Source organism: Bacillus sp. XT-4 (genome assembly GCF_050864245.1).
GTDB classification, from domain to species: domain Bacteria; phylum Bacillota; class Bacilli; order Bacillales; family Bacillaceae; genus Bacillus; species Bacillus altitudinis.
Genome location: NZ_JBPAFI010000008.1, coordinates 61,815 through 88,020 on the forward strand (window position 1 = coordinate 61,815; position 26,206 = coordinate 88,020).

Annotated in this window: 20 protein-coding genes; 9 read left to right on the forward strand and 11 right to left on the reverse strand. The window is 43.1% G+C overall.

Annotation, left to right across the window (positions count from 1 at the left end; all coding sequences use genetic code 11):
• Positions 1 to 14: 14 nt before the first annotated feature.
• The 7 genes from ACRRMM_RS17060 to ACRRMM_RS17090 all read left to right on the forward strand — a co-directional run bounded on the left by ACRRMM_RS17060 (position 15) and on the right by ACRRMM_RS17090 (position 12,500).
• Positions 15 to 7,163 carry an amino acid adenylation domain-containing protein gene (locus ACRRMM_RS17060; RefSeq protein WP_428828729.1) on the forward strand — a complete coding sequence of 2,383 codons (7,149 nt, stop codon included), beginning with the start codon at positions 15 to 17 and terminating at the stop codon, positions 7,161 to 7,163.
• Positions 7,164 to 7,183: 20 nt separating this feature from the next.
• Positions 7,184 to 7,411: an MbtH family protein gene (locus ACRRMM_RS17065; RefSeq protein WP_146271905.1), complete on the forward strand. Its 228-nt coding sequence runs from the start codon at positions 7,184 to 7,186 to the stop codon at positions 7,409 to 7,411.
• A gap of 122 nt (positions 7,412 to 7,533) precedes the next feature.
• Positions 7,534 to 9,159 (forward strand): helix-turn-helix domain-containing protein, encoded by a 1,626-nt coding sequence (locus ACRRMM_RS17070; protein WP_331832980.1) that lies wholly within the window; start codon positions 7,534 to 7,536, stop codon positions 9,157 to 9,159.
• Between the two features lie 98 nt (positions 9,160 to 9,257).
• Positions 9,258 to 10,223, forward strand: a complete 966-nt coding sequence (locus ACRRMM_RS17075; RefSeq protein WP_252224745.1) for an iron-hydroxamate ABC transporter substrate-binding protein — start codon at positions 9,258 to 9,260, stop codon at positions 10,221 to 10,223.
• 89 nt (positions 10,224 to 10,312) lie between these two features.
• Complete coding sequence (locus tag ACRRMM_RS17080; RefSeq protein WP_025208333.1) at positions 10,313 to 11,101, forward strand: alpha/beta hydrolase; 789 nt, start codon at positions 10,313 to 10,315, stop codon at positions 11,099 to 11,101.
• Positions 11,102 to 11,119: 18 nt separating this feature from the next.
• Positions 11,120 to 11,263, forward strand: coding sequence for a YycC family protein (locus ACRRMM_RS17085; protein WP_008347524.1), 144 nt, complete (start codon positions 11,120 to 11,122; stop codon positions 11,261 to 11,263).
• 22 nt (positions 11,264 to 11,285) lie between these two features.
• Positions 11,286 to 12,500: a CynX/NimT family MFS transporter gene (locus ACRRMM_RS17090; protein WP_108611553.1), complete on the forward strand. Its 1,215-nt coding sequence runs from the start codon at positions 11,286 to 11,288 to the stop codon at positions 12,498 to 12,500.
• 201 nt (positions 12,501 to 12,701) lie between these two features.
• On the opposite strand, the gene rplI is transcribed toward ACRRMM_RS17090, so the two are convergent.
• From rplI to ACRRMM_RS17105, 3 genes are read right to left on the reverse strand one after another with little or no spacing between them, the layout of a single operon-like run.
• Positions 12,702 to 13,151, reverse strand: coding sequence for a 50S ribosomal protein L9 (gene rplI / locus ACRRMM_RS17095; protein ID WP_007497423.1), 450 nt, complete (start codon positions 13,149 to 13,151; stop codon positions 12,702 to 12,704).
• Entirely contained in the window at positions 13,148 to 15,127 is a 1,980-nt protein-coding gene (locus ACRRMM_RS17100) for a DHH family phosphoesterase (RefSeq protein ID WP_017359884.1), read from the reverse strand. The genes rplI and ACRRMM_RS17100 overlap by 4 nt, the downstream gene beginning before the upstream one ends.
• Positions 15,128 to 15,147: 20 nt before the next feature.
• Entirely contained in the window at positions 15,148 to 16,095 is a 948-nt protein-coding gene (locus ACRRMM_RS17105) for a YybS family protein (protein ID WP_148779915.1), read from the reverse strand.
• Between the two features lie 303 nt (positions 16,096 to 16,398).
• Here ACRRMM_RS17105 and ACRRMM_RS17110 point away from each other — a divergent pair, with 303 nt between their 5' ends.
• Positions 16,399 to 17,328, forward strand: coding sequence for a manganese-dependent inorganic pyrophosphatase (locus ACRRMM_RS17110; RefSeq protein WP_008347534.1), 930 nt, complete (start codon positions 16,399 to 16,401; stop codon positions 17,326 to 17,328).
• A gap of 44 nt (positions 17,329 to 17,372) precedes the next feature.
• Here ACRRMM_RS17110 and ACRRMM_RS17115 read toward each other — a convergent pair whose 3' ends face one another.
• From ACRRMM_RS17115 to ACRRMM_RS17125, 3 genes are all read right to left on the reverse strand, one after another.
• Positions 17,373 to 18,230, reverse strand: coding sequence for a DUF3298 and DUF4163 domain-containing protein (locus tag ACRRMM_RS17115; protein ID WP_048001995.1), 858 nt, complete (start codon positions 18,228 to 18,230; stop codon positions 17,373 to 17,375).
• Positions 18,231 to 18,725 carry an RNA polymerase sigma factor gene (locus tag ACRRMM_RS17120; RefSeq protein ID WP_007497431.1) on the reverse strand — a complete coding sequence of 165 codons (495 nt, stop codon included), beginning with the start codon at positions 18,723 to 18,725 and terminating at the stop codon, positions 18,231 to 18,233.
• Positions 18,726 to 18,874: 149 nt separating this feature from the next.
• Positions 18,875 to 19,534, reverse strand: a complete 660-nt coding sequence (locus ACRRMM_RS17125; RefSeq protein ID WP_206114138.1) for a hypothetical protein — start codon at positions 19,532 to 19,534, stop codon at positions 18,875 to 18,877.
• A gap of 196 nt (positions 19,535 to 19,730) precedes the next feature.
• Here ACRRMM_RS17125 and katX point away from each other — a divergent pair, with 196 nt between their 5' ends.
• On the forward strand, positions 19,731 to 21,230 hold the full coding sequence (gene katX / locus ACRRMM_RS17130; protein WP_254001329.1) for a catalase KatX: 1,500 nt from the start codon (positions 19,731 to 19,733) through the stop codon (positions 21,228 to 21,230).
• 48 nt (positions 21,231 to 21,278) lie between these two features.
• On the opposite strand, the gene wrbA is transcribed toward katX, so the two are convergent.
• From wrbA to ACRRMM_RS17155, 5 genes are all read right to left on the reverse strand, one after another.
• Positions 21,279 to 21,902, reverse strand: a complete 624-nt coding sequence (wrbA, locus tag ACRRMM_RS17135; protein ID WP_045034926.1) for an NAD(P)H:quinone oxidoreductase — start codon at positions 21,900 to 21,902, stop codon at positions 21,279 to 21,281.
• A gap of 59 nt (positions 21,903 to 21,961) precedes the next feature.
• A complete protein-coding gene (locus tag ACRRMM_RS17140) occupies positions 21,962 to 22,573 on the reverse strand; it encodes an alpha/beta hydrolase (protein WP_148779918.1) in 612 nt (203 codons plus the stop codon).
• Positions 22,570 to 23,541, reverse strand: a complete 972-nt coding sequence (locus ACRRMM_RS17145) for a ring-cleaving dioxygenase (protein WP_007497450.1) — start codon at positions 23,539 to 23,541, stop codon at positions 22,570 to 22,572. The genes ACRRMM_RS17140 and ACRRMM_RS17145 overlap by 4 nt, the downstream gene beginning before the upstream one ends.
• A 189-nt stretch (positions 23,542 to 23,730) precedes the next feature.
• Positions 23,731 to 25,248, reverse strand: a complete 1,518-nt coding sequence (locus ACRRMM_RS17150; protein WP_046344916.1) for an ABC transporter permease/substrate-binding protein — start codon at positions 25,246 to 25,248, stop codon at positions 23,731 to 23,733.
• A complete protein-coding gene (locus tag ACRRMM_RS17155; protein WP_432450921.1) occupies positions 25,241 to 26,206 on the reverse strand; it encodes an ABC transporter ATP-binding protein in 966 nt (321 codons plus the stop codon). Before ACRRMM_RS17155 ends, ACRRMM_RS17150 begins: the two co-directional genes overlap by 8 nt.

Here is a 26,206-nt window from a genome sequence, read left to right on the forward strand (position 1 = left end):
GGAGGTTTAGGCCCTTGTCGATCCAGTCCGTCGATTCATTCCCACTAACCGGTGCCCAATCAGGCATTTGGTATGCGCAGCAGCTTGATCCATCTAACCCTATTTTCAATACAGCTGAGTATATAGAGATTAAAGGTCCTATTGATCCCATACACTTTGAAACAGCCATTCGAAAGACTGTCTTAGAAGCAGATTCCTTGTATATGCAATTCGTTGAGGATACTGACGGTCCAAAGCAATGGATGACATCTAAAAAAGAGATTCCATTTCAATATGTAAATTTACAAAATGAAAAACAGCCGTTTGATGCGGCTAAAGCATGGATGAAAGCCGACCTTTCCACACCAGTCTCTTTAGAGAAAGATGTATTATTCCGTGAAGTGCTTTTTCAACTTGCTGACGACCGATTTATTTGGTATCAGCGCATTCATCATATTGCCATTGATGGATTCGCCTTTTCGCTCATTGCACGTCGTGTTGCTGAGGTCTATTCAGCCCTATCGCAAGGGACACCTGTGCCTCCTCAAACATTTGGAGCTTTACATGATGTAGTCCAAGAAGAGATCGCTTATCAACAGTCCAATCGATTTGAAGATGATCGAGCATTTTGGAAAAATCGTTTTGCTGATCAACCGGAAATTGTCAGCCTTGCTGAGCTTGCCCCAAGAACGTCGGATCAATTTATCCGGAAAACGGCTAGATACGATGCCGAAAAGGTAAGCAAAATGAAAAAAAACGCCCAAGCCTTCGGTAGTACGTGGCATGAAATGATTCTTGCCGCATCCGCACTCTATATGCATCGTATGACGGGTTCACATGATATTGTTTTAGGATTACCTGTGATGATGCGCCTTGGATCGTGCGCCTTGCAAACACCTGGAATGGTCATGAACCTGGTACCGCTTCGTTTAACATGCAAACCAGAAATGACGCTCTCAGCACTTGTTCGTCAAGTATCTGATGAACTGAAAGCCATTCGTCCTCATCAACGATATCGTCATGAAGACATGCGGAGAGACTTTAAGCTCATCGGAAGAAATCAACGATTATTCGGTCCACAGATCAATATCATGCCATTTGATTATGATCTCAAGTTCGATCAGAGCATTGGTCGAGCACACAATCTCTCAGCAGGACCGGTAGATGATTTATCGATCAACATATACGACCGTGCGGATGGAAACGGATTTCAAATCGACTTTGATGCAAACCCTGCTGTTTACAAAGAGACAGCCGTTGACGCTCATCAACATCGTTTTCTTCAATTGCTGGAGGAAATAACCGGACTAGAGCAAGATCAGACAATCAGTCAATTCAACCTTCTTTTGTCTGAAGAAAAAGAGAACATTCTCAAGCACTGGAATGATACAAAACGAGAATTACCAAAAGAATCATTACGGGAACTATTTGAAAAACAAGTGAGCAAAACGCCGCAAGCAAAAGCATTACAGTTTGAAGGAATCATTTTGACCTATGAAGAGTTGAATCAGCGGGCAAATCAATTAGCTCATTATTTGAAAAATCGTGGCATTGGACCAGAACAATTCGTCGCAATCGCTCTGCCTCGATCCATCGATATGGTCGTAAGTCTATTAGCCGTCGTCAAAACGGGAGCCGCATATCTGCCGCTAGACCCTGATTATCCTAACGATCGTGTCGCCTATATGCTAGAAGATGCCAAACCGGCGTGCTTGCTCACAATCAATGAGACAGCAGATGGTTTGGACTATCCGCACATCGTTCAACTGGATGATGCAACTGTTTATCAGGAGATAGCAGACAGTCCGCATCTCAATCCTACCTGGAGCGAGGGCTCTCCACATCACCCCGCCTACATCCTCTACACGTCAGGATCGACAGGCAAACCAAAGGGTGTTGTTGTAACAAAGCGAAATGTAATCAACTTTATATTGTCCATGCAAGATGCATTTTTATTAGATCAAGGAGACCAGCTTTTAGCGGTAACGACCATAGCCTTTGATATTTCCGGGCTAGAAATGTTCCTCCCACTTTTACATGGGGCTGCTATTTTATTGGTAAAAAAAGAAACGATACAAGAGCCAGCCAAGCTTTCAGACATGATTCGTTCTCATCAAGTCACAATCATGCAGGCAACACCAACGTTGTGGCATGCGTTGGCAGATGAATACCCTGACGTGATCACAGGTATGCGTGTTCTTGTTGGAGGAGAAGCACTCCCTGCCTCCCTTTTGCACACATTGCAATCTCTTCAATGTGACATTACCAACTTGTACGGACCTACAGAAACGACGATCTGGTCTACGATGGAAAATGTCACAGCACACCGGGAGAATAGCGGGCCGGCAATTGGTAAACCCATTTGGAATACGAGCGTTTACATTTTAGATGAAGGACTAAACCCAGTCCCAGCAGGATCAATCGGTGAACTTTATATTGCAGGTGAAGGAGTATCAAGAGGATATCTTGGACGATACGACTTAACGGCAGAACGATTTGTCGCTGATCCGTTCGGCACAAAAGGCACGAGAATGTATCGTACTGGAGATTTAGCCAGATGGCGTGAAAATGGTTCGATTGATTATATAAGCCGTGCCGATCATCAAATTAAAATTCGCGGCTTCCGTATTGAACTGGGTGAAATTGAAACCGTGATTATGCAGCATCAAGCTATAAAGCATACATCTGTGATCGTTCGTGAAGATCAACCTGGGCAACAGTTGCTTTGTGCGTATGTTGTGCTGGCAGACGACTCAGCTCTTCACCCTTCAGAGCTCAGGCAATTTGTGGCTGCATTACTTCCAGACTACATGGTGCCTTCTGCTGTTGTCTTTTTGCCGGAACTGCCACTTACACCAAACGGCAAAATCGATCGCAAAGCATTGCCGGTGCCAAATATGTCTTTAGTTAGTTCCGAGCGTACACCTAGAACACCCCAAGAAGACATGTTATGTAGTTTATTTGCAGAAACCCTTGGCGTATCTCAAATTGGCATAGATGATAGTTTCTTTGACTTAGGTGGACATTCTTTACTTGCCGCTCGTCTGCTTAGACGTATACGCGATACATTTGGTGCAGACCTAAACATGAGTACCATTTTTGAATCACCTCGGGTTGCTGAACTTGCGCAGCAGTTGGACAAAGCGAAGGACATTCGGCCGCCGCTTCAGGTAGAAAACAAGCCAGATGAGATACCGTTATCCTTTGCCCAAAAACGGCTCTGGTTCCTTCATTGCCTTGAAGGGCCAAGTCCAACTTACAATATTCCACTTGTCATTCAGCTGACAGGTACACTAGATCAACAAGCTCTAACTGGTGCTTTGGCAGATATCACTGAAAAACATGAAACCCTTAGAACCATTTTTCCAAATAAGAATGGCATGCCAAGACAGGTTATTTTACACCCAAAAAGTGTTCAGCCTGAACTCCACGTCACAGCTTCGAGTGATCAACAAATTGAGAATCAATTAAATGAAGCCATTCGCTATAGCTTTAAGGTTGAAGAAGAACCTTCACTGCGAGCAGAATTATTCACGCTTGATGCGAATCGATATGTGCTGCTTCTGTTGCTGCATCACATCGCTGGTGACGGCTGGTCACTTGCACCGTTGACACGAGACTTAGCTGCTGCTTATGAAGCCCGTATTCAAGGGAAATCCACCTCATTGCCAGCGGAACCTGTTCAATATGCTGACTATGCTATTTGGCAGCAGAAACTGTTGGGCAGTGAAAAAGAGACGAATAGTCTATTTGCCAAGCAGCTCAGCTATTGGAAAGATGCCTTACATGACCTGCCTGAAGAACTTGAGCTTCCTTACGACTTCCCGCGTCCACAGGAAGGAAGCTTCAACGGTGCGACGATAGACTTTACGATCGAACCGGCTTTACATAAAAACCTTCTTGAGCTTGCGAAACAGCATCAAGTGAGTTTGTTCATGGTGCTTCAAGCATCACTTGCAGCATTACTGACACGCCTTGGGGCGGGGACAGATATCCCAATCGGCAGTCCAATTGCTGGACGGAATGACGATGCACTTGACGATATTGTCGGATTGTTTGTAAACACACTAGTATTACGTACAAATACAGCTGGTAATCCAACCTTCAGTGAGCTATTGAAGCGAGTGCGAAACGTTGACTTAGCAGCCTATGAGCATCAGGATCTGCCATTTGAACGGCTAGTGGAAATCCTAAATCCAACCCGCTCTAGATCACGCAATCCATTATTCCAAGTCATGCTTGCCTTCCAAAATACACCGAAGGCGGAAATGAAGCTGACACAACTTGATTCGGATCTCTACGTGAAACCAGTGGGATCAGCTAAATTTGATCTGACCATCGAATTGACAGAACAAAGAACTGAAACTGGATCAGCAGCAGGATTAACAGGATTGTTTGAATTCAGCACAGATGTATTTAAACAAAGTACCGTTCGAGCAATCGCTGACAGAATGAAGCGCTTTTTAACAGAGATAGCTGAGCGCCCACATGTGCCGATTGGTCAAGTGAACATTTTATCAGATCAAGAACGACAAACATTTCTCCCTGACAAACAGACATTCGCTCAGTCAGACCAAGCACCTAATCTCCCAGCCTTATTGGAAAAAACGGTGCAGCAATTCCCTGATCGAGTGGCTGTAACGGATGGCAAGAGGCAGCTTACTTATCAAGAGTTAAACAACAAAGCCAATCGTCTTGCTCATTTATTAATAGAAAAAGGCGTTGGACCAGAACAGTTCGTTGCACTTGCTCTGCCTAGATCAATTGATATGCTCGTCAGTTTATTAGCCGTTCATAAAGCAGGCGCAGCCTATGTTCCGCTTGATCCTGATTATCCAGCAGATAGACTGGCATACATGATACAAGATGCCAACCCAGTTTGCAGCATCACAACAAAAGCAGCTGCATTGCATCTCCCTGCTGATTGCGATTTGATTTTGTTAGACGAAAAAGAAACAATTGATCAATTGCTGACTACGCCAAATCACAATCCGGCTGATATAGACAGAATTGAGCCGCTATCTTCTCTGCATCCGGCCTATATTATTTATACGTCCGGCTCTACAGGGAAACCAAAAGGAGTGGTCATCCCACACCAAAATGTCATCCGTCTTCTGACATCTACTGAACATTGGTTCCAATTTGATGAAGAAGATGTTTGGACAATGTTCCATTCATATGCCTTTGACTTTTCAGTTTGGGAAATATGGGGACCCCTTTTATATGGCGGGCGACTTGTCATTGTTCCTCATACCATCTCTCGTTCTCCAGAAGAGATGATGCAGCTTCTAGTCGATGAAGGTGTGACTGTGCTTAATCAAACACCATCCGCCTTCTATCAGCTCATGCAGATAGACAAGGAACAACAAACACTTGGTCAAGCATTATCACTCCGCTATGTCATCTTTGGCGGTGAAGCATTAGAGCTTAGCAGATTAGAAGATTGGTACAGCCGTCACTCAGACTGCAAGCCAAAGCTAATTAACATGTACGGCATTACAGAAACCACCGTACACGTTACGTACAATGTACTCAATCGAGACATGATCGCAAAGAAATCCAGCAGTTTAATAGGCGAACCAATTCCTGATTTACACGTGTACGTACTAGATGAATACCTACAACCTGTTCCACCTGGGACAACAGGTGAAATGTATGTAGCTGGAGCTGGTTTGGCAAGAGGTTATCTAGGCAGGCCTGACCTGACCTCAGATCGATTCCCTGCCGATCCTTATGGAGCACCTGGCACAAGGATGTATCGTACAGGCGACCTCGCTCGCTGGACAGAAGAAGGGGCACTTGATTACATTGGTAGAGCTGATCATCAAATTAAAATACGCGGGTTTAGGATTGAACTTGGAGAAATCGAAGCCGTTCTATCACGCCACGACGCAGTTGCACAAATTGCCGTCATTTTGCGAGAGGATCAGCCTGGTGACAAACGCTTAGTCGCATACATCGTAACAACTGAAGAAGACCGTTTCGATACAGAGACTCTTCGCCATTTTGCTGCAGCCAGTCTTCCTGATTACATGGTGCCTGCGGCTTATGTACAGATTGATACGATGCCGCTTACAGCAAACGGGAAGCTTGATCAAAAATCACTGCCGGCACCTCAATTGCATATACAGCAAACGGATGGCCGCGGACCAAGAAACCCGAAAGAGGAAGTTCTATGCCACCTCTTTGAAGAGGTGCTTGATTTGCCAAAAATCAGCATTGACGATCGCTTTTTTGACATTGGCGGGCATTCCTTACTTGCGGTTCGTTTAATCAGCCGCATTCGTGATGCACTTGGTGTGAAACTGAGCATCGGAACGTTGTTTGAAGCACCGAACGTTGCAGGCTTGGCAGAGAAACTAGAAACAGGAAGCGATGAAAACGCACTAGAAATCTTACTGCCGCTACGAACAAATGGAGAAAGACATCCTCTCTTCTGTGTTCACCCAGCAGGTGGTCTTAGCTGGTGCTATGCAGGTCTCTTGAATACATTAGAAAAAGACATCCCTATTTATGGATTACAGGCACGAGGAATCGCAAGAAAAGATGACTATCCGCATACACTCGATGATATGGCTGCCGATTATATTAAGCACATCCAAACGATTCAGCCAAAAGGCCCTTATCATCTACTTGGCTGGTCACTTGGCGGAAACGTTGTACAAGCAATGGCTACTCAACTCCAGCAGCAAGGTGAAGAAATCGCTCTCGTTGCGATGCTGGATGCCTATCCGAACCATTTCTTACCGATTAAAGAAGCACCTGATGAAGAAGAGGCACTAATCGCTCTTCTTGCACTCGGCGGTTATGATCCAGATACCTTAACAGGTGAACCGCTCACGATGAAAAGTGCTGTCGACATCTTGAAGAAAGACGGCAGTGCACTAGCAAGCTTAAGTGAAGATGCCATTAGAAATCTAAAAGAAACTTATGTCAACTCAGTGCGATTGCTCGGGGAATATCAGCCAAAAACTTATCAAGGGGACATATTATTCTTTAGATCTACCATTATCCCAGACTGGTTTACACCGATTGATCCCGAAGCATGGGCACCTTATATCAATGGAACCATTGAACAGCACGACATTCATTGCCGGCACAAAGACATGTGCCAGCCTAAACCCCTAGCAGAAATTGGTGTCATCTTAGACAACGCTCTGCACCGGGTCAAACAAAAGCACTAAGAATAAAGGAGAGATGACAAATGACAAATCCCTTTGATCGTGAAGACGGTGTATTTCTTGTGCTTGTCAATGAACAAGGACAACATTCACTTTGGCCATCATTTGCACCAATACCAGATGGATGGGAAAAGGTCTTTGGTAAAGACACTAGAAATGCCTGTATTGATTATATCCAGACACACTGGCAGGACTTACGGCCATTAAGCTTAACAAAAGAACCTGCGTTAGCACATGGAAAAACGGAATAAATCATCGCACCCTGATCTCCATCAGGGTGCTTTTTTGACAGAATAAACACACCATTTTCCAGCTCTTTCTGATACAATTCAATTGAGAATATTTATCAATTAATAAGAGATCAGGTGGTTTTATGGGAAACAATCATCAATTATGTACAAAGGTAAATGCTGAACAATGCATTTATCGATTAACATATACTGAAAAAATAAATAATGCAGATCTTCCACATACGGAGCAGCAGTTGTCAGATACTTTCTGCCTCCTCTTTAACATAAGCGGCAGCGGTTTACTTACATTAAATGATCAAAGATGGCGATTGAAAAATCTGACACTCTATACGATGATGCCTGGGGAAACATTTATGTTGAAAACAGAGCCACATCAAAAACACGAGCTCTATCTGTTTCGCTTTCAGATGTACACGCTACAAGGTCAAAACATAGAAGAAGTATCAACTGAACATGCCCGATCTTTACTGAATGTATGGCAATTTATCGATATTAGCTCGATTGAACACATTCATTCTTTACTGTCCGACATGACAGCAAAATGGCAAAAACCTGAATCCATTAGCTTTTTTAGAAGCCAAACCCTTTTTCAACAGCTCATCCTACAGCTTTTCACACTGCATAAAGAAGACATTTGTGACACAACACACGCCATTTTCAAAACAAAACAATATATCGATCAACATTCCGAAGAACCTCTCAGCCTTACAAGTCTATCTCATATGGCTGGTATCAGCGCCAATCATTACAGCGAGTTATTTAAAAAGCATTTTGATGTGAGTGTCACTGATTATATCACCAAGAAAAGACTGGCTAGAGCCAAACAGTTAATGGCGAAAGGTCATGCAAAACTCAAAGACATTGCACAGGACATCGGCTATCAAGACCCCTATTACTTTAGCCGCATCTTTAAGAAAAAAACGGGTATCACTCCTTCTGCTTATATGAAAAGCCGTCAACGGAAAATGGCTGCCTATGGCCATTCCATACTCGGGCAGCTCACACCTATTCATATCATCCCATATGCTGCCCCTCTTCACCCTAAATGGACAGCACATGATTTTGAGCATTATGCAGAAGAAATTCCGATCCATCTGAGTGCACATCGTATCAACGAGCACGCTGAAGCCAATATACAGCAATTGAAGAAAGCACAACCTGAGCTGATCATTGCCAATGATCATGTGACAGAGGCAGAAAAACAAGCGTTGGAAACCATCTGTCCTGTTCACTTTGTTCCATTCACACAATTGGATTGGCGCACTCAATTCAGACAAACAGCTCTGTTCTTAAACGAAACGAGAGAAGCAGAAGAATGGCTGCTTCATTACGAAGAACTCGTCATTCAAGCGAAAAAGGCATGCCTTATTGATCATCCACCAAGAACCGTCCTGCCTCTTCGTATCTTTCAAGATCAGCTCTACTTATCTGTCAATCGCACCTTGTCAGAAGTAATTTTTCATGACATTGGCCTTCTGCCAGCTTTTCAGAATGATGGCCAGCTCATCGAAAAAAAAATCAGCATTCACTCTATACAGCAGTTAGACCCAGATGCCATCTTCCTTTTGTTGCATAAAGAACCAAAAACCATTGCTTTTTATCAAAAATTAAAGCAACAGGAGGCTTGGCAAAATCTCAAGGCTGTGACGCAACAAGCCGTCTATCCACTCGCTTCTGACCCTTGGCGTGAATACACAGCAGCCAGTCATCAACGAGTCATTCAGGACCTTTTATCTTTTTTTCCGTAAAAAGTCCATCACTAGACAGATCATTGTCTATGGATAAAAGGACGAATGACTACTACAATCTTTAATTGAGAACAATTATCAGTTAAAGGAGAAAACAAATGAAAAAATGGTTCGCATTGCTTATCCTTTGTATCATGACGATCATCGCAGCAGCCTGTGGTGCTGCAGAAAATAAACCGGCTTCCAACACAACCAAAAGCAAGTCAGCTGAAGCAGCAGAAACAAATATCAAATACTTAGATCAAACGTACAAACTGAAAACACCAGTGAAACGAATCGTCATTGCTGGAAGCCTAGAATCGATGGAAGATGCAAAACTACTTGATATCGACCCTATTGGTGCTTCTACTGTCGGCGGCACTTTCCCTGAATTATTTAAAGACATTACAGCAAAAACAGAAGGCATTGGGGAAAAAACTGAACCAAACCTAGAAAAAATCTTAAAACTAAAACCAGACGTGATACTCGGATCAACCAAGTTTCCGCCTGCAACAATTAAAAAACTAGATAAAGTCCAAACGACGATCCCAGTATCACATGTCTCTTCCGACTGGGAAAGCAACCTTTTATTACTCGGTGAACTGACTGGAAAAAGTGAAGAAGCGAAAAGCATCATCTCTGATTATCAGAAAGATCTCAAACAAGCGAAAGAAACCCTGAAAGACAAAAGCAACAACAAAACAGCTGTCATTTTACGCATTAGACAGGGCGACCTGTACGTGTACCCTGAAGACGTATACTTCAACTCTACCTTATATGGGGACTTAGGGTTTACAGCACCAAGTGATATCAAAAAAGCCAAAGCACAAGCAATGATTTCATTGGAACGCCTAGGTGAACTCAATCCTGATTATATCTTTGTTCAATTCTCCCAAGAGGAAAACTCATCGAATCCAAATGCATTGAAGGACTTAGAGGGAAATAAAATTTGGAACAGCCTAAAAGCTGTGAAAAATGGGCACATCAATGAAAATGTCGTTGATCCTATGCTTCAGGGAGGAACAGCACTAAGCAAAACCACCTTCCTTGATCAGGCTGTCAAATGGCTAGATCAAACCAACTAAAAAGATGCGCATCTTGACAAAGGGCTAAACATTTTAGTCCTTTGTTCTTCTTTTCAGCGGAGCTTGAAAACTTGAAGGAGAGAATACACATGAACGGAACGTTTCTATATGACGAATTGAACGGGCGGCAGCTTGATATTTACCTTCCACCGGACACCTCTATTGATGTTCCAGCTGTCTTTGTACAAGATGGCTCTTCTTTGTTTAGAACCCACCTGCTAGAGATCGAAAGCATGATTGAAGCCAAAACCATCTCGCCAATCATCATCGTCGGTATACACCCCTTCAATCGACTTGACGAATATACACCATGGAAAGCATCATCACTGCATTCTGGATTCCCTGACTTTAAAGGTGAGGCACAGACATATGTGTCATTTTTAGCAAATGACTTGCTTCCATATATCAAAAGAGAATACCCAGTTAAACAGACCGGTCATGAACATAGCCACGTAGGTGCTTCATTAGGTGGACTCTTTGCTATTTATACCTTATTCATGTACCCTGACCTTTTTAAAAACATCGCGTCCCTCTCCGGGTCATTTTGGTATCAAGATTTTCTATCGTTTGCTAAACAACAAAGCATTCAGTCTGTGGACCACCTTGTCTATTTGTCTGTAGGCAGTGAAGAAGGGAAAGGCAAAACATCTGCCCAACAGCACATGCCTTTATTCAACAAACAACTCCATGATCTTTTATTACAGAAAGGGATGCAGGAACGAAAGCTTCACTTTCACATTGAACAAGGAGAGGGCCACCATCTGAAACAATTTCAAAAAAATTTCTTATCGGCCATCAAGTGGTTTTATAAAAGAAAACCCAAATTTTTTATCAGCAAGTCACAAAGTCGATATGGTATATTGGAACGTATAGATTGAAAGAGGAGGGATTTGCGCATGAGACCTTTACAAATCTCAGCCGATACCGCACAAAAGCTTGCTGCATCACTCAATGTACCGTTAGAGCAAATCATGCATATGCCGCAGCACATCTTATTAGCTAAATTAGCGGAGCTTGAACAGAAGAAAGATCGTTCTTAAAGAAATAAAGGAGTTTACATTCATGGAACAACAACTAGAAAAATCAACATTTCATCCTCGCAGTACAGGGCAAACCATTTTGCTGATTGCTGGGATTTTACTCATTGCCTTTAACCTGAGGCCAGCCATTACGTCTGTTGGTCCTGTGATCGGTGCCATTCGTTCTGATTTACAGCTTTCAAATGGACTTGCTGGTTTCCTCACGACATTACCACTGCTCTCATTCGCATTGCTATCTCCCATTGCACCTAAAATCGGAAAACGTCTTGGGAATGAACGAACACTTTGGCTTGGGCTTGCTGTCCTGCTCTTTGGGATTGTCATTCGTTCATTTGGTAGCATCACCTTTTTAATGATGGGAACGGCGCTAGTCGGCGTCGGGATTGCGATTTGTAATGTGCTTTTACCTGGACTTGTGAAACATAAATTCCCTGCACATGCTGGATTAATGACAAGCGTGTATACGACATCGATGTCCGTTTTTGCTGCACTTGCATCTGGTGTCAGCGTTCCGCTCAGTCATGCGATGCCTGGGGGCTGGAATACATCATTCCTTGTCTGGGCCGGACTTGCCCTTCTTGCGATGATGGTGTGGGCGCCGCAGCTTCTTCATCAGAACACAGCGGCTGTCAAAAGCATTTCGCTCAAAGAGCAGCCAATATGGCGTTCACGTGTCGCATGGCAGGTGACCTTTTTTATGGGCTTGCAATCATTTCTTTTCTACAGCAGTATCGCATGGTTTCCTGATATTTTGACATCACATGGCATGAACCTGGCGACAGCGGGATGGATGCTGTCTATTATGCAGTTCACTGGTCTGCCATCCACCTTCTTAACGCCCGTCTTTGCAGAAAAATTAAAAACGCAAAGACCGCTTGTCGTCGGCCTTGTCCTTGTGTATTTACTCGGCATGATTGGTCTCCTCCTCGGAGGGTCGACGCCTATTCTTGTCATCTCTGTGCTATTCATCGGCGTCGGACAAGGGGCCAGTATCAGTCTTGCCCTCACATTTATCGGATTAAGAACAACCAATATGGAACAAGCAGCTGCCCTCTCTGGAATGGCGCAGTCACTCGGTTATCTATTAGCCGCTGTTGGTCCATTCATGATCGGTATCCTTTTTGATGCGACACATACATGGACGCCAGCCATTATCATCTTTATCATCGTCCTATTTTTCATGTTTATATCCGGTATGCGTGCTGGACGAAGCGTCTATATTTCAGATCCGTCATAAACAAAGGGGTAAAATGAACTTTATTTTAGCCCTTTGTCTTCTTTTCAGCGTGATAGAAAACCTTTGCAGTCTAGGAAGGGCGAGTACTGGCGCGGAGCGAATTTGACATTCGTGAGCACCAGCGCGCAGGAATGACACCGAATGCGAGGGTTTGTCTACACGCTAAGAACCCGTCTCACGAGGAGACGGGTTCTTTTCTGTTTATGCTTGTTCTGTGACGTGCACCTTTAATGTTGCTTGTACTTCTGGGTGAAGCTTCACCGGTACATTTGTGTATCCTAACGCACGAATGGCATCATTCAACTCGATTTTACGCTTATCGAGTTTGATTTGATGTTCTTTTTGCAATTTATCAGCGATCTGTTTGCTTGTGATCGATCCAAATAGACGACCGCCTTCACCTGATTTAGCAGTGAGTTCCACTGTCAGCGCCTCAAGTGTTTCTTTTAATTGTTTCGCTTGCTCAAGCTCTTGGATGGCATTCTTTTTCTCTTTGTTTTTCTGCCCTTCCAATGCACTTAGGTTCGTTGGAGTTGCTTCAACAGCTAACCCTTGTTTGATGAGAAAGTTGTGAGCGTATCCGTCAGCTACATTTTTGACTTCGCCTTTTTTCCCTTTGCCTTTTACGTCTTTTAGAAAGATGACTTTCATCTTTGAACCCCTCCTTCGAAATATTCGTCTATGGCAGCTTTTAACTTCTCTACCGCTTCTTCAATGGTTATACCATAAATCTGGGTCGCAGCGTTAGTTAAATGACCGCCACCATCTAATGCTTCCATAATAATTTGAACGTTGATATCCCCTAACGATCTTGCACTAATACAAACCGTATCGTCATCTCGCCTTGCGACAGCAAATGATGCTTCAACCTCACTCATCGACAAGAGAGAATCAGCCGTCTGTGCGATCGTAATTTGATCATAATACTCAGATCTGTCAGACGGCAAGGAAGCAATCGCTACCTGATTTTGATACAGCTCTGTATGCTGAATGAGCTTTGCCCGTTTGATGTAATGATCGACTGTCTCTTTCAAAAACTTTTGCACAAGGACAGGATCTGCCCCTTTTGCACGAAGGTAGGATGCTGCATCGAACGTTCTTGACCCCGTTCTGAGGGAGAAACTCTTCGTATCCACGATGATCCCAGCAAGAAGTGCTGTGGCTTCAATCATGTTAATCCGCAATTTCTTCGGCTGATACTCTAACAGCTCTGTCACAAGTTCTGCTGTAGATGAAGCATACGGCTCCATATAGACAAGTAAAGGATCACGGATAAATTCCTCACCACGTCTATGGTGGTCAATGACAACGACGTTTTCGATCTTATTTAGCAGTCGTTCTTCCATCACAAGGGACGGTTTATGTGTATCTACGACCACAAGCAATGTGTCATCCTTTGCAAGCTCCATCGCTTCCTCAGGCGTGATAAAACGGGACCAAAGTTCTTCATAATTCTTAATTTCACTAATTAAGCGTTGAACGCTGTCCCCAATCTGGTTGGCATCAATGACGATGTAACCTTCTTTTCCATTCGCCTGAGCAACCTTTAAAATCCCGATCGAGGCACCGATAGAATCCATGTCGGGGAACTTATGCCCCATGATCATGACATTACCGCTTTCAGATACAATTTCTTTTAAAGCATGTGAAATGACCCGTGCGCGTACTCGTGTCCGTTTTTCCATTGGATTGGTTTTCCCACCGTAGAATTTCACTTTCCCATTCGGCTGTTTAATCGCTACCTGATCTCCGCCCCGTCCGAGGGCAAGGTCAAGACTCGACTGCGCAAGTGCACCAAGTTCTTTTAAAGAAGGAACAGACGCACCGATTCCAATACTAAGGGTAAGCGTGGCGCTATGTGCCCCTGTTTTCTCACGAACCTCGTCTAAAATGGAAAACTTCGACGCTTCAAGCTCTGCTAAGATGCTCTCGTTTAATACCGCCATAAATCGTTCAGATGAAATTCTTTTTAAGAAAATGCCGTATTCTTGTGCCCAATTGTTTAACAGCGATGTGACTTCACTATTTATCGCGCTGCGCACCTGATCATCGAGACCTTGTGTGACATCATCATAATTGTCTAAAAAGATATAAGATAACACCGTTCGTTCATTTTCATACTGTCTTTCAATCTGCACTTGTTCCGTGACATCAAAGAAATATAAAAGGCGCTCTGACCGTTTAATAATGACTTTGAATTTCCGGTCATTCAGCGTCACATTTTCTGTCTCAACCTCTTGTTTAATAAGAGGCACAATGGATTCAAATGTATCATACAAGGATCTGCCGACAAGTGTGCTTTCATGGAAGCACGAAGCGAGAAATGGATTGGTCCATTCGATATAATACTGGTCATTAAACAGCATAATACCAATTGGCATCTCCATTAATGCTTCTTCTCCAACCTTTTTGACTCGATAGGATAATGTTGAAATATATGAATCAATCTCTTTTTGCACCTGCGTATCTGCCCACTTTAAAAAGTAGAGCACACCCGCAAGGACTAAAAGACCAACCGCTCCTATGATCCAATTAAAATAAAGGTTGAGGAGGACTGTGATCACCGCAAGAACAATTAACGCGAAGATCGGATACTTGATGACAGGTTTTCGATAGAAGCTTGGCACTGATATCAACTCCTCAACATTCAGAGTGAATTATTTGTTTTTACTTTTTCTCTTAAATCAAAGCCTATGTCAGCAATCCCTATAATACGCACAATCACACCGATTGGCGGAAAGAGAATCGTCAATACGACGGCAAAAATGGGTACCACTTTTGAGATGTTTTTTTCGTGGCAATAATAGAAGATAAAAGAAAAGCCCTGAATAAGCACCAGTATAAATAAAATTTGAAAAGCACTCGTTTGCACGAGCGATAAAAAGCTGCCTTTCTCCGGCTGAATCAGCATCAAAAGCAGTGTGAGTAAATAATACCATACCATGCTTTTTGGCAGTCGCATATCCTTAAATTTCTTAAGAGCTGGCATGTCTGGAACAAACCGTTTGATCAACGGCCGCACAAACCAATGATTGACGAAAGACATCAGCGTGACAAAAATCAAAAGCGCTACAGGTAAAGAATTTAATGCCGTATCCTGCATCTCTCTAAACTGCTTGAGTTGTTTTGCTATGTCCTGATCAGAAGCGCCAGATTGTTTTAAGGTACTCTCTACCATCGGCATGATTTGGTCAATTGATTCCTTTGCGACACCCAGTATATCTACTTGAAACAGCTGGACACTGACAACAAAGTAAATCAGAAAACTGAATAAGTAGATCAGCGCACCCATAATGATAGCCTGACCTGGCTGCCTCCTGCTGTAGAAAACACCCATACCTATTCCAACAGCAATCAACATTGGCGCACTTAACAGCCCATTAATAGACCCAATTAAAAAGCTGATCACTATGCCAATAGCGCCAGCCGCAATTCCTTTTTTCAAGCCATGCCTGATTGTATAGAGAATGATCGGAATCGGAGCAGCCATGAAGAAAATAATGGATAAAAGTGGAACATACAAATAAAACAGCGTCATTACCGCAAAAATACTGATCATGATAGCGCCTTCTACTAACGCTTTTGTTTGTTTCACACCTTCACCTCAATCCAATCATTTTTCTATATCTTGCTCAATGTGTACTTCTATGTATACGTACGATGTACGCTCCGGCATATCTTGACCCAACCTTTATTTTACCATAGCCGTAAATCGCAAGTAAAATGCAGGCTATCCCAAGAGCGTTTCACGTGGAACAACTTAGATCGTCTTGTACATGCAACTTTCCAGACGACATGTTACAATTTTTTAGATTATTCTTAGCTATAAACCCTGAATTCAAGGTCAAAAGCTGTTAGAATAGAAACATCATCAATAAAAGTAAGAAGGAGAATTCACATGGGAAAAACACTCGTATTCGGACACAAAAACCCTGACACAGACACGATTTGCTCTGCTATCGCTTACGCTGATCTGAAAAACAAAATTGGCGTTCAAGCAGAAGCTGTCAGACTTGGAGAAATCAATGGAGAAACACAATACGCATTAGATTTCTTTAAACAAGAAGCACCTCGTTTCATTGAAACGGCTGCAAACGAAACAAAACAAGTCATTCTTGTCGATCATAACGAATTCCAACAAAGTGTAAGCGATATTGATCAAGTACAAGTGACAGAGGTCATTGACCATCACCGTATTGCCAACTTTGAAACAAGTGAACCTCTTTACTATCGTGCTGAGCCAGTTGGCTGCACAGCAACGATCTTAAACAAAATGTACAAAGAGCACCAAGTCACAATTGAAAAAGAAATCGCTGGTTTGCTTTTGTCTGCGATCATTTCTGATTCCTTGCTATTCAAATCCCCAACATGCACACAGCAGGATGTTGATGCTGCGCATGAGCTGGCAAAAATCGCAGGAGTAGACCCTGAAGTATATGGTTTAGATATGCTGAAAGCAGGAGCTGACCTAAGCCAAAAAACAGTTCAAGAATTAATCACACTGGATGCAAAAGAATTTGCACTAGGTAACAGCAAAGTCGAAATTGCACAAGTTAATACAGTTGATATCGCTGAAGTAACAGCAAGACAAGCTGACATCGAAGCAAAAATCAATGAAGTTATCGCAGCGAAAGGTCTTGATCTATTTGTTTTAGTGATCACAGACATTCTAGAAAATGACTCTCTTGCGCTTGCCCTTGGTGCTGAAGCAGCAAAAGTAGAAAAAGCATTTAATGTCACACTTGAAAACAACACTGCTTTACTCAAAGGTGTCGTATCAAGAAAGAAACAAGTCGTGCCTGCACTAACAGACGCACTTTCTTCATAAACATAAAAAGACTGCTGACATCTTCAGCAGTCTTTTTTCTTCTTTTAATGAATGTACATATCGCTGACAAGAACATCCTTTAGCACGCTTGTTGGAATCGTGAATTCAACTACACCCATGTAACCAGGCGCCACATCATATTCGTTGAAGGAAATCACCAGTTTGCCTTTTGAATTGATATAGAAGCTTTGATCTGGCTGAATCTTCTTAAACGGATCAACCGTATCTTGCTTCGTCATCCAGTAAATCTTATTTGAATCCTCTTTCATCTGTTTCTTCATTTGTTCTTTAATATTTTCACTAATCACATCAATATAACGGTCATCTTTAAACAGACTTGGTAATGTAATGAGTACATGGTTTTTCTTATCCACCGTATCATATGTCATTTCCTCTGCCGCAGAAGCCTGAGTCGTCACCTTGTATCGACCTAGTGAAAGAATTTGATCATTATTTGTTCTTACTTCATATCCGCTCTCTACACTCAAATGACCATTTTTATAGCCCTTTGTTTCCTTTTCAAAATCTTGATACAGCTTTTTGTTTTCAGCTAAATATTTTTGATTCAGGCTGTCTTGTAATTTTCCGTCCCCAAGCCCTGAAACGTGTGGTGTTTTGAGATCAATATTTGTTCCCTGATCGCTCTTTTTAAATTCTGTGAACGTCACGACTTTCACAAGCTCTCCAATGACGGGTACTTCTGAAATCGCTCTTGCTGCCTGCGGACTGACATTTACAGTGGTGACAAATAAAGCAGCCGCAGCAACCAGTCCGATCGTCCATTTCTGAAAATGAGGTTTCTTGTTTTTTCGTTTTAATGTCCGTTCAACCATAGCATCGTATTCCGGGGGAATAGGGATTTCTAAATATTCCTCTTTTAACTGTTCCAAATGCTTATCCATTTATATTTCCTCCTGCGATAATTCTACTTTTAAAAGCCGCAACGCCTTATATAATCTTGTTTTAATGGTGTTTTCATTTTCTCCAAGAATATGAGCAATGTCCTCTAGCTTTAAATCCTCAAAGAATCTTAATATAATGATGACCCGATACATCTCCGGCAAATCTTCTATCGCCCGTCTGACATCTTGATCCTCATAGACATCCGATTCACCCTGTGATAAAAATTCCAGCGTGTCATCGTCTGTCACTTGCACACGCTTCTTCTTTCGTAAAAAGTCGAGGGCAGCGTTTACGACGATTTTATAAAACCAGCTATGCATCTTAGTCGCATCCTCTAATCGGTGAACAGATTTGAGTGCTTTATGAATCGCCTCTTGAACGACATCCATCGCATCTTCTGGGTTTTTGACATAGCTATAGGACAATCGATAAAAACTGTGTTTATGCTCCATTACGTAATCCGCAAATTGATCATCAATCTTTCGTTTCTTCATTTTACAAAGAGCTCCTTTATCTTAAATGCGCATCTGTTATTTCTTACATTGGATAGACGCGCACCTGTTAAAAATAGTTTGCGCTCCATTATTTTTTTAACATGTCATCCCATTTACGTTTCTATACAAAAAGAGCGAACCTGACGGGTTCACTCTTTTAAAGCCGTTATTTTTTGATAAACAAATGGTTTGAGTGGTGATAGCGGATGAATGATGGACACTCCTGTTTCCTGCTCCACCTGCTTTGCAGCGTGAACCATCGAGAGCTGCATCACACAAATATCTCCATGCTGCTGCTTCACAGATTGCCTTAACTGTTCCATGATTCGCTCATGATAGGCTTGTATCTCACCGTTCAAGCAAAGATGAAAGACATCCTCTAGCACAACCACTTCTGCCTTCAACTGTTTTCCCCGCTCTTTTACATATGAAGACAGTCGCTTCATCGTTCCTTCTACTGTATCTGGGTTTGAAAACACTAGCTGAAGCGGACCCTCTCGCTCACAAATCTGCTCAAATAACGGCTCATCTATCGGAACAATTGGTTGTTTGAACAGGTGCTGCTGCTCCCCCAAAGCCGCAATGTATTGTGTACACGTTAATAAAACAAGATCAGCCTCTCCTTCTTGCATGAGTCTGTTGATGGCATAGGTTTGCTGCTGCTCAAGATCAAATGCGGGATCTTGTTTGGCTCGTTCCATAAATGATGAATCGACGATGTGATGCAGATCAAATCCTGTGTCATAGAAAGCGTCGTCAATGTAAGAAATATTAGATGGATGTGCGTGAAGGCAGTGTAATCGAATCATTAGGTCCGCTCCTCATAAAAGTTTTCACTCATTATATCAATCCTTGTATGAAATAGGGAGCAACATGACCATATTGTTAGGGAGATATTGAAGGAGGGATTCTACCTTGAAAGAAGATCAACAGCCTACATCATCTTCAGAGTCAGAAGAAACCTTGACGAATCGACAAGGTCACCCGGTAACAGATAATCAAAACATGAGAACCGTTGGGAATCGAGGACCGACTACGCTTGAAAACTACGATTTCTTAGAGAAAATCAGTCATTTTGATCGTGAACGCATCCCTGAACGTGTCGTTCACGCACGAGGTGCCGGCGCACACGGATACTTTGAAGCCTACGGTACATTCGGTGACGAACCCATTTCCACTTATACAAGAGCCAAATTATTTCAGGAGAAAGGAAAAAAGACCCCTGTCTTCGTTCGATTCTCTTCTGTTATTCACGGCGGACATTCACCAGAAACTTTACGCGATCCGCGGGGATTTGCGATCAAATTTTATACAGAAGACGGCAACTGGGATCTCGTTGGGAACAACCTCAAGATTTTCTTTATTCGAGATGCTTTGAAATTCCCTGATTTGGTTCATGCCTTTAAGCCTGACCCTGTCACCAATCGTCAGGATGGTGAGCGCATTTTTGATTTCGTTTCACAATCACCTGAAGCAACACATATGGTGACATTTCTCTTCTCGCCATGGGGCATTCCTGCCACATACCGGCACATGCAAGGCTCTGGCGTCCATGCCTATAAATGGGTGAATCATGAAGGAAAAGCAGTACTGGTCAAATATCACTTTGAACCAAAGCAAGGAATTCGCAACCTGACACAAGAACAAGCCCAAGCCATTCAAGGGGAAAACTTTAATCATGCCACACAGGATTTATATGAAGCCATTGAACAAGGGGATTATCCTGAATGGGAAGTATATGCTCAAATCATGGAAGATGACGCCCACCCCCACCTAGACTTTGATCCACTCGATCCGACAAAGCTCTGGTACAAGGATGACTATCCATGGAAACCGATCGGACGAATGGTGCTAAACAAAAATCCAGAAAATTATTTTGCAGAAGTGGAACAGGTTGCCTTTGGGACGGGGGTTCTTGTAGACGGATTAGATTTCTCAGATGATAAATTGCTGCAAGGGCGTACCTTCTCTTACTCTGATACGCAGCGATATCGTGTCGGGCCAAATTATTTACAGCTGCCGATCAATGCACCGAAAAAGCATGTTGCCACCAATCAGCGAGATGGGCAAATGGAATATCATGTGGATCAAGGAAAAGGACAAAACCCCCATGTGAATTATGAACCGTCCATTCTCGGAGGATTAAAAGAAGCACAGCAAGATGGAAAGGATCATACGCCTTTTGTAGAGGGTGAAGTCAAACGAGAAGCCATTGACCGCCCGAACAATTTCGGACAAGCGGGAGAAACTTATCGTCGCTTCAATGATTGGGAGCGTGAGGAACTGATTAAAAACTTAGTCAACACCTTAGCTACCTGCCAAAAAGACATCCAAGACCAAATGATCGAAAACTTTACAAAAGCTGATCCTGATTACGGAAAACGTGTGGCCGATGGCTTAAAAGCCTTCAAACAAGAGGAGCCAAGCGGACCCATTGGATCAACAGGCGCGGCACAGGCTGTCAACGATGCGATCAACAACAGCACCCCTTCAGATCCTTATTAATGAAAAAAGAATGCAGCGGAGTAGCTGCATTCTTTTTGTATACATCTATTAAGCGTTTTGACCTTTTTTGATCCATTCTGCTACATTGACTGTACGTTTCGCCTGATGTTTTGCGGCTGCTTCTGCATCCTCTTGGATCTTTCCATTTTGGTCAACAGTCACACTCACACCGTAAGGGTTACCCCCTGCGCCGTATAGGGAATCATCCGTGTATCCAGGAGCGGCAATAATGGCTCCCCAGTGGAACATCGTTGTATACAGGCTCAGAACCGTCTGCTCCTGTCCGCCATTTGGATTTTGTGCAGATGTCATCGCACTCACTGCTTTGTTTGCTAGTTTCCCTTGGAACCATAAACCGCCTGTTGTGTCTAAGAATTGCTTCATTTGAGCCGGTAAGTTACCGAAACGTGTCGGCATGCTGAAAATAATGGCATCTGCCCACTCTAAGTCACTTAACTGAACCTCAGGGACATCTTTTGTTTCATCTAAATGTGCTTTCCATGCTGGATTTGATGCAACAACTGCTTCTGGTGCCAATTCAGGAACCTTTAAAATTTTGACTTCAGCACCAGCTTCTTTCGCTCCAGCCTCAGCCCATTTTGCCATCTGATAGTTTGTACCTGTTGAACTATAATAAATAATCGCTAGTTTTACGTTTTCCACTTGTTCCATCTCCTTTTGTTTGGTTTGTCCAAATAGCTTCTGTAAAAATCCCACCTGTATTCCCCACCTTATTTAAATTGACGACGATACCACAATGCCGCAGCATCGACTTCTTCTCTCGTTAGCTGATGTCCACGATTTTCCCAATGAAGCGTTACGGAAGCTCCCGCCTCCTGAAGCAGTTGCTCTAGTTCTTGAGATTCCTCAGGGCGACACATTGGGTCATTTTCACCAGCTGCTATAAAGACTTGTTTCCCCGCTAATGAAGGTAATAAAACCCCTCGTCTTGGGACCATAGGATGATGCAGGATCGCTCCTTTCAGCGCATCTCCGTAATGGAATAACAGACTTCCAGCAATATTCGCCCCGTTTGAATAGCCGATGGCTACCACATTGTGACGATCAAATCCATACTTATCTGCTGCTTCCCCGATAAATGTATATAATTCCTCTGTACGCTCAATTAAATCTTGCTCATCAAAAACACCCTCTGCCAAACGCCTGAAAAAACGCGGCATGCCGTTTTCTGATACATTTCCTCTCACACTAAGAACAGATGCTTCAGGGTCTACCACTTCTGCAAGCGGCAATAAGTCTTGCTCTGTCCCGCCAGTTCCATGCAGCATGAGAAGGACAGGTTTTTGTTCATTCTTTCCTTTTTGAAAAAGATGCTTCATCATGAATCTCCTTTCCCTTTGATTTCTCTTACCTCAATCGGCAGCACGATTTGTTCAATTTGACTACGCTGAGCCTCATATTGCGGTGGCAGTTTCAACGCTTCACCCATCGTTTCCACAGATTCATCATGTGCAAACCCTGGAGGATCGGTCGCAATCTCAAATAATATGCCGCCAAGCTCTCTAAAATAAATCGCATTGAAATAATTTCGATCTTGCACAGGCGTCACTTGATATCCGCTTTGCGCAACATGTCTTTGCCAATCCAATTGATCCTGATCATCTGTTGCTCTCCACGCAATATGATGTACAACACCCACGCCCATACGTCCTCGTGCAACAGGTGTCTTGTTCACATCAATGACATTGCCGATTTCTCCAAACGAACGGAATCTCACATAATCTCCTTCCGTGCCGACTTTTTCAAGTCCCATCGTTTGCTCTAGCAGCTGCATCGTTTGCTCAGGCTGTGAAGTTAATAAAACAGCTCCGCCAAACCCTTTAATTGCTACTTCTGGTGTCACCCCATTAAATGTCCAGTCATTCTGTTTTCCTTCTTCACGCTCTACAAGTTCTATCAATAAACCGTGCGGATCTTCAAATGAGAGAAAGGCCTCACCAAAGCGTTCAATCATTTCATAAGAAACGTCAAACTGCTCAAGGCGTTCCTTCCAAAAAGAGAAGGCACCGGTCGGTACGACATATGTTGTCACACCTACTTGACCTGCTCCAATTTGTCCCTTTTGTGCACCTGGCCAAGGGAAAAACGTAATAATGGTACCTGGAGAACCTCCTTCATTTCCAAAATATAAATGGTATGTGCCGGGATCATCAAAATTGACGGTCTTTTTCACGAGACGAAGACCTAAAACACCTGCATAAAAATCAACGTTCTCCTGAGGATGACCAACAATTGCTGTGATATGGTGAATTCCTTCTGTTTTCTTCACTTCTAATGACCTCCTCTTCATGACGTAACATGTCCCTACTCATTATGTCTTGACTGACGCTTTTATATTATCTCGAATTCGAGATATATGACCAAAAAATATATTTATCTCGAATTAAGGATATTCTTTTTTGAAATAGATGTCAATGATTTTTGTTTTTTTCTTTTCAAAAGCAGGCCGCTTTGTTATAGCAGACCTGCTTTCCCTTGATTATTGAAGCAATTTTTTCTTTTTTAAATAGGCTTCGGCTACTTGAAATGCATCTTTCCCCTTCACATTGACTTCGTAATTCATTTCTCTCATCTCATCATCTGTGATTTGACCAGCGAGCTTGTTGAGAGAGGCCTCAATCTCAGGATACTCTTTTAATGTCTCCTGTCTTAGCAAGGGCGCTCCTTGATAGGGCGGGAAAACATGCTTGTCGTCATCCAGCACTTTCAACTTGTATTGTCTCAATTCACTGTCTGTCGAATACGCATCGACCAACTGAATATTCCCTTTTTGAATGGCTCGATATCGAAGTTTCGGTTCCATCGTGACCACATCGTCAAAAGAAAACTGATAAGCTTTTTGAATGCCTAAATATCCATCCTGACGATCAGAAAACTCTAAAGTAAAGCCAGCACGTATACGATTCTTGATTTGACCCAGATCTGAAATCTTTGATAAATCATATTGATCCGCTAGTGATTGAGGCACGGCTAAAGCATATGTATTGTTATAAGCCATCGGCTGAAGAAGCTGAAGCTGAAAGGATGACGCCAAACCTTGGCGCGCTTGCTCATACACTTTTTCCTTATCCGTGCTTTTCGCTGTTTCTTTCAGAAATTCAGAAATCGCTGTCCCTGTAAATTCAGGATAGATGTCAATATCACCAGACCGCAGTGCCTGAAAAACAAAGGACGTCTTACCAAGACCAGGCTTAAGATTGACTTGGATATCTGTATCCTGCTCAATTAAAAGCTTATACATAGAGATCAAAATTTCAGGCTCTGACCCCAGCTTCCCTCCAATGGTGATCTCTTTCTTTTCTTGTTGAAACAGCAATGGGGCAGCGACAACTGCTCCTGCTATTACAGCAAAGACCGTTACAGAGATCACGGTTTTTTTAAAGGAGATTTTCTCAAGTGTCCGCAAGACCACATCAAATAAGAGCGCAAGTAATGCAGCTGGAATAGCACCAATGATGATCAAAGACATATCATTTCGATCAATTCCAAGCAGAATCAGACTCCCTAATCCACCTGCCCCAATAAGAGCTGCAAGAGTGGCTGTCCCTACAATAAGAACCATCCCTGTTCGGATACCTGCCATGATCACAGGCATAGCAAGAGGGAGTTCTACTTTTAATAAGCGTTTGCGGTGATTCATCCCCATAGCGAGCGCCGCTTCTCGGAGCGACGGATCGACCTCACGAATGCCTGTATATGTGTTTCTTAAAATAGGAAGAAGAGCATAGACGACAAGAGCGATAATTGCGGGCACTTGACCAATCCCAACGAGAGGAATCAGCAGTCCAAGCAGCGCCAAAGACGGAATTGTCTGCAAGACAGCCGTCACCCCAATGATCCACTCTGCTATCTTAGGGACTCTCGTTAAATAAATCCCTAAAGGAATGGCAATCAAAATCGCTAGAAATAACGCAATGAAGGAAATTTGAATATGCTCAAGTAAGGCGTGTCCGAGCTGATCTTTTCGAGCCCATAGCACACTGATCCATTCATTCATGTGTCTCGCCCCTCTCAGCAGAAGTACCGGCTAAATACTGAATCACCGCTTGACGAGTGATGAGCCCGATCCGTTCCCCATCCTTCTCAACAACAAGCTCTTCATGCTCTACCAGTCGAGATAGAACCTCTTCTAGCGTCGCATGGATGGAGACCACCTCATCGCCTAACAGATCTTCTTGAGGCATGGGCTGAGAAATAGTTGTCAGCTCAAATGCTTGATGGTCTACATGACGGGCAGCTCCTGAAACAAACTCCCGCACAAATGGATTAACTGGATGCTGAATCAATTCCTCTGGGCGTCCAACCTGCACCACTTTTCCTTCATTCATCACACATATCCGATCTCCAAGCTTCATGGCTTCCTGCATATCATGTGTCACAAAAACGATGGTCTTTTGAATACGGCGCTGTAACTCAAGCAGTCCATCTTGTAATTTCTCTCTCGTCAGTGGATCTAACGCACTAAAAGGTTCATCCATCAGGACAATCTCAGGATCAGCAGCAAGTGCCCGTGCTACGCCGACTCGCTGCTGCTGTCCTCCTGAAAGCTCTGCTGGCTTTCGATGTCGATAGGTAGAAGGCTCAAGCCCCACCATGAACATCAACTCATCAACACGCTGATTCGTCTCAGTCCGCTTCCATTGTTTCAGCTCTGGCACTATAGCAATATTCTCTTCTATGGTCATATGAGGGAACAGCGCAATTTGCTGAAGCACATAACCAATATCCCAGCGCAGCTCATAAATATCATAATCGCTGATGGTTCGACCCTTTATGTAAATCTCACCTTCTGTAGAAGAGATGAGACGATTGATCATTTTCAAAGTCGTCGTTTTCCCGCTTCCACTAGGTCCAATCAATACAAAAAATTCACCTTTTTGAATCTCCAAATCAACAGATTGAACGGCATAGCGGTCATCAGAAAATTGCATCGATACATTCTTAAATTCAATCAT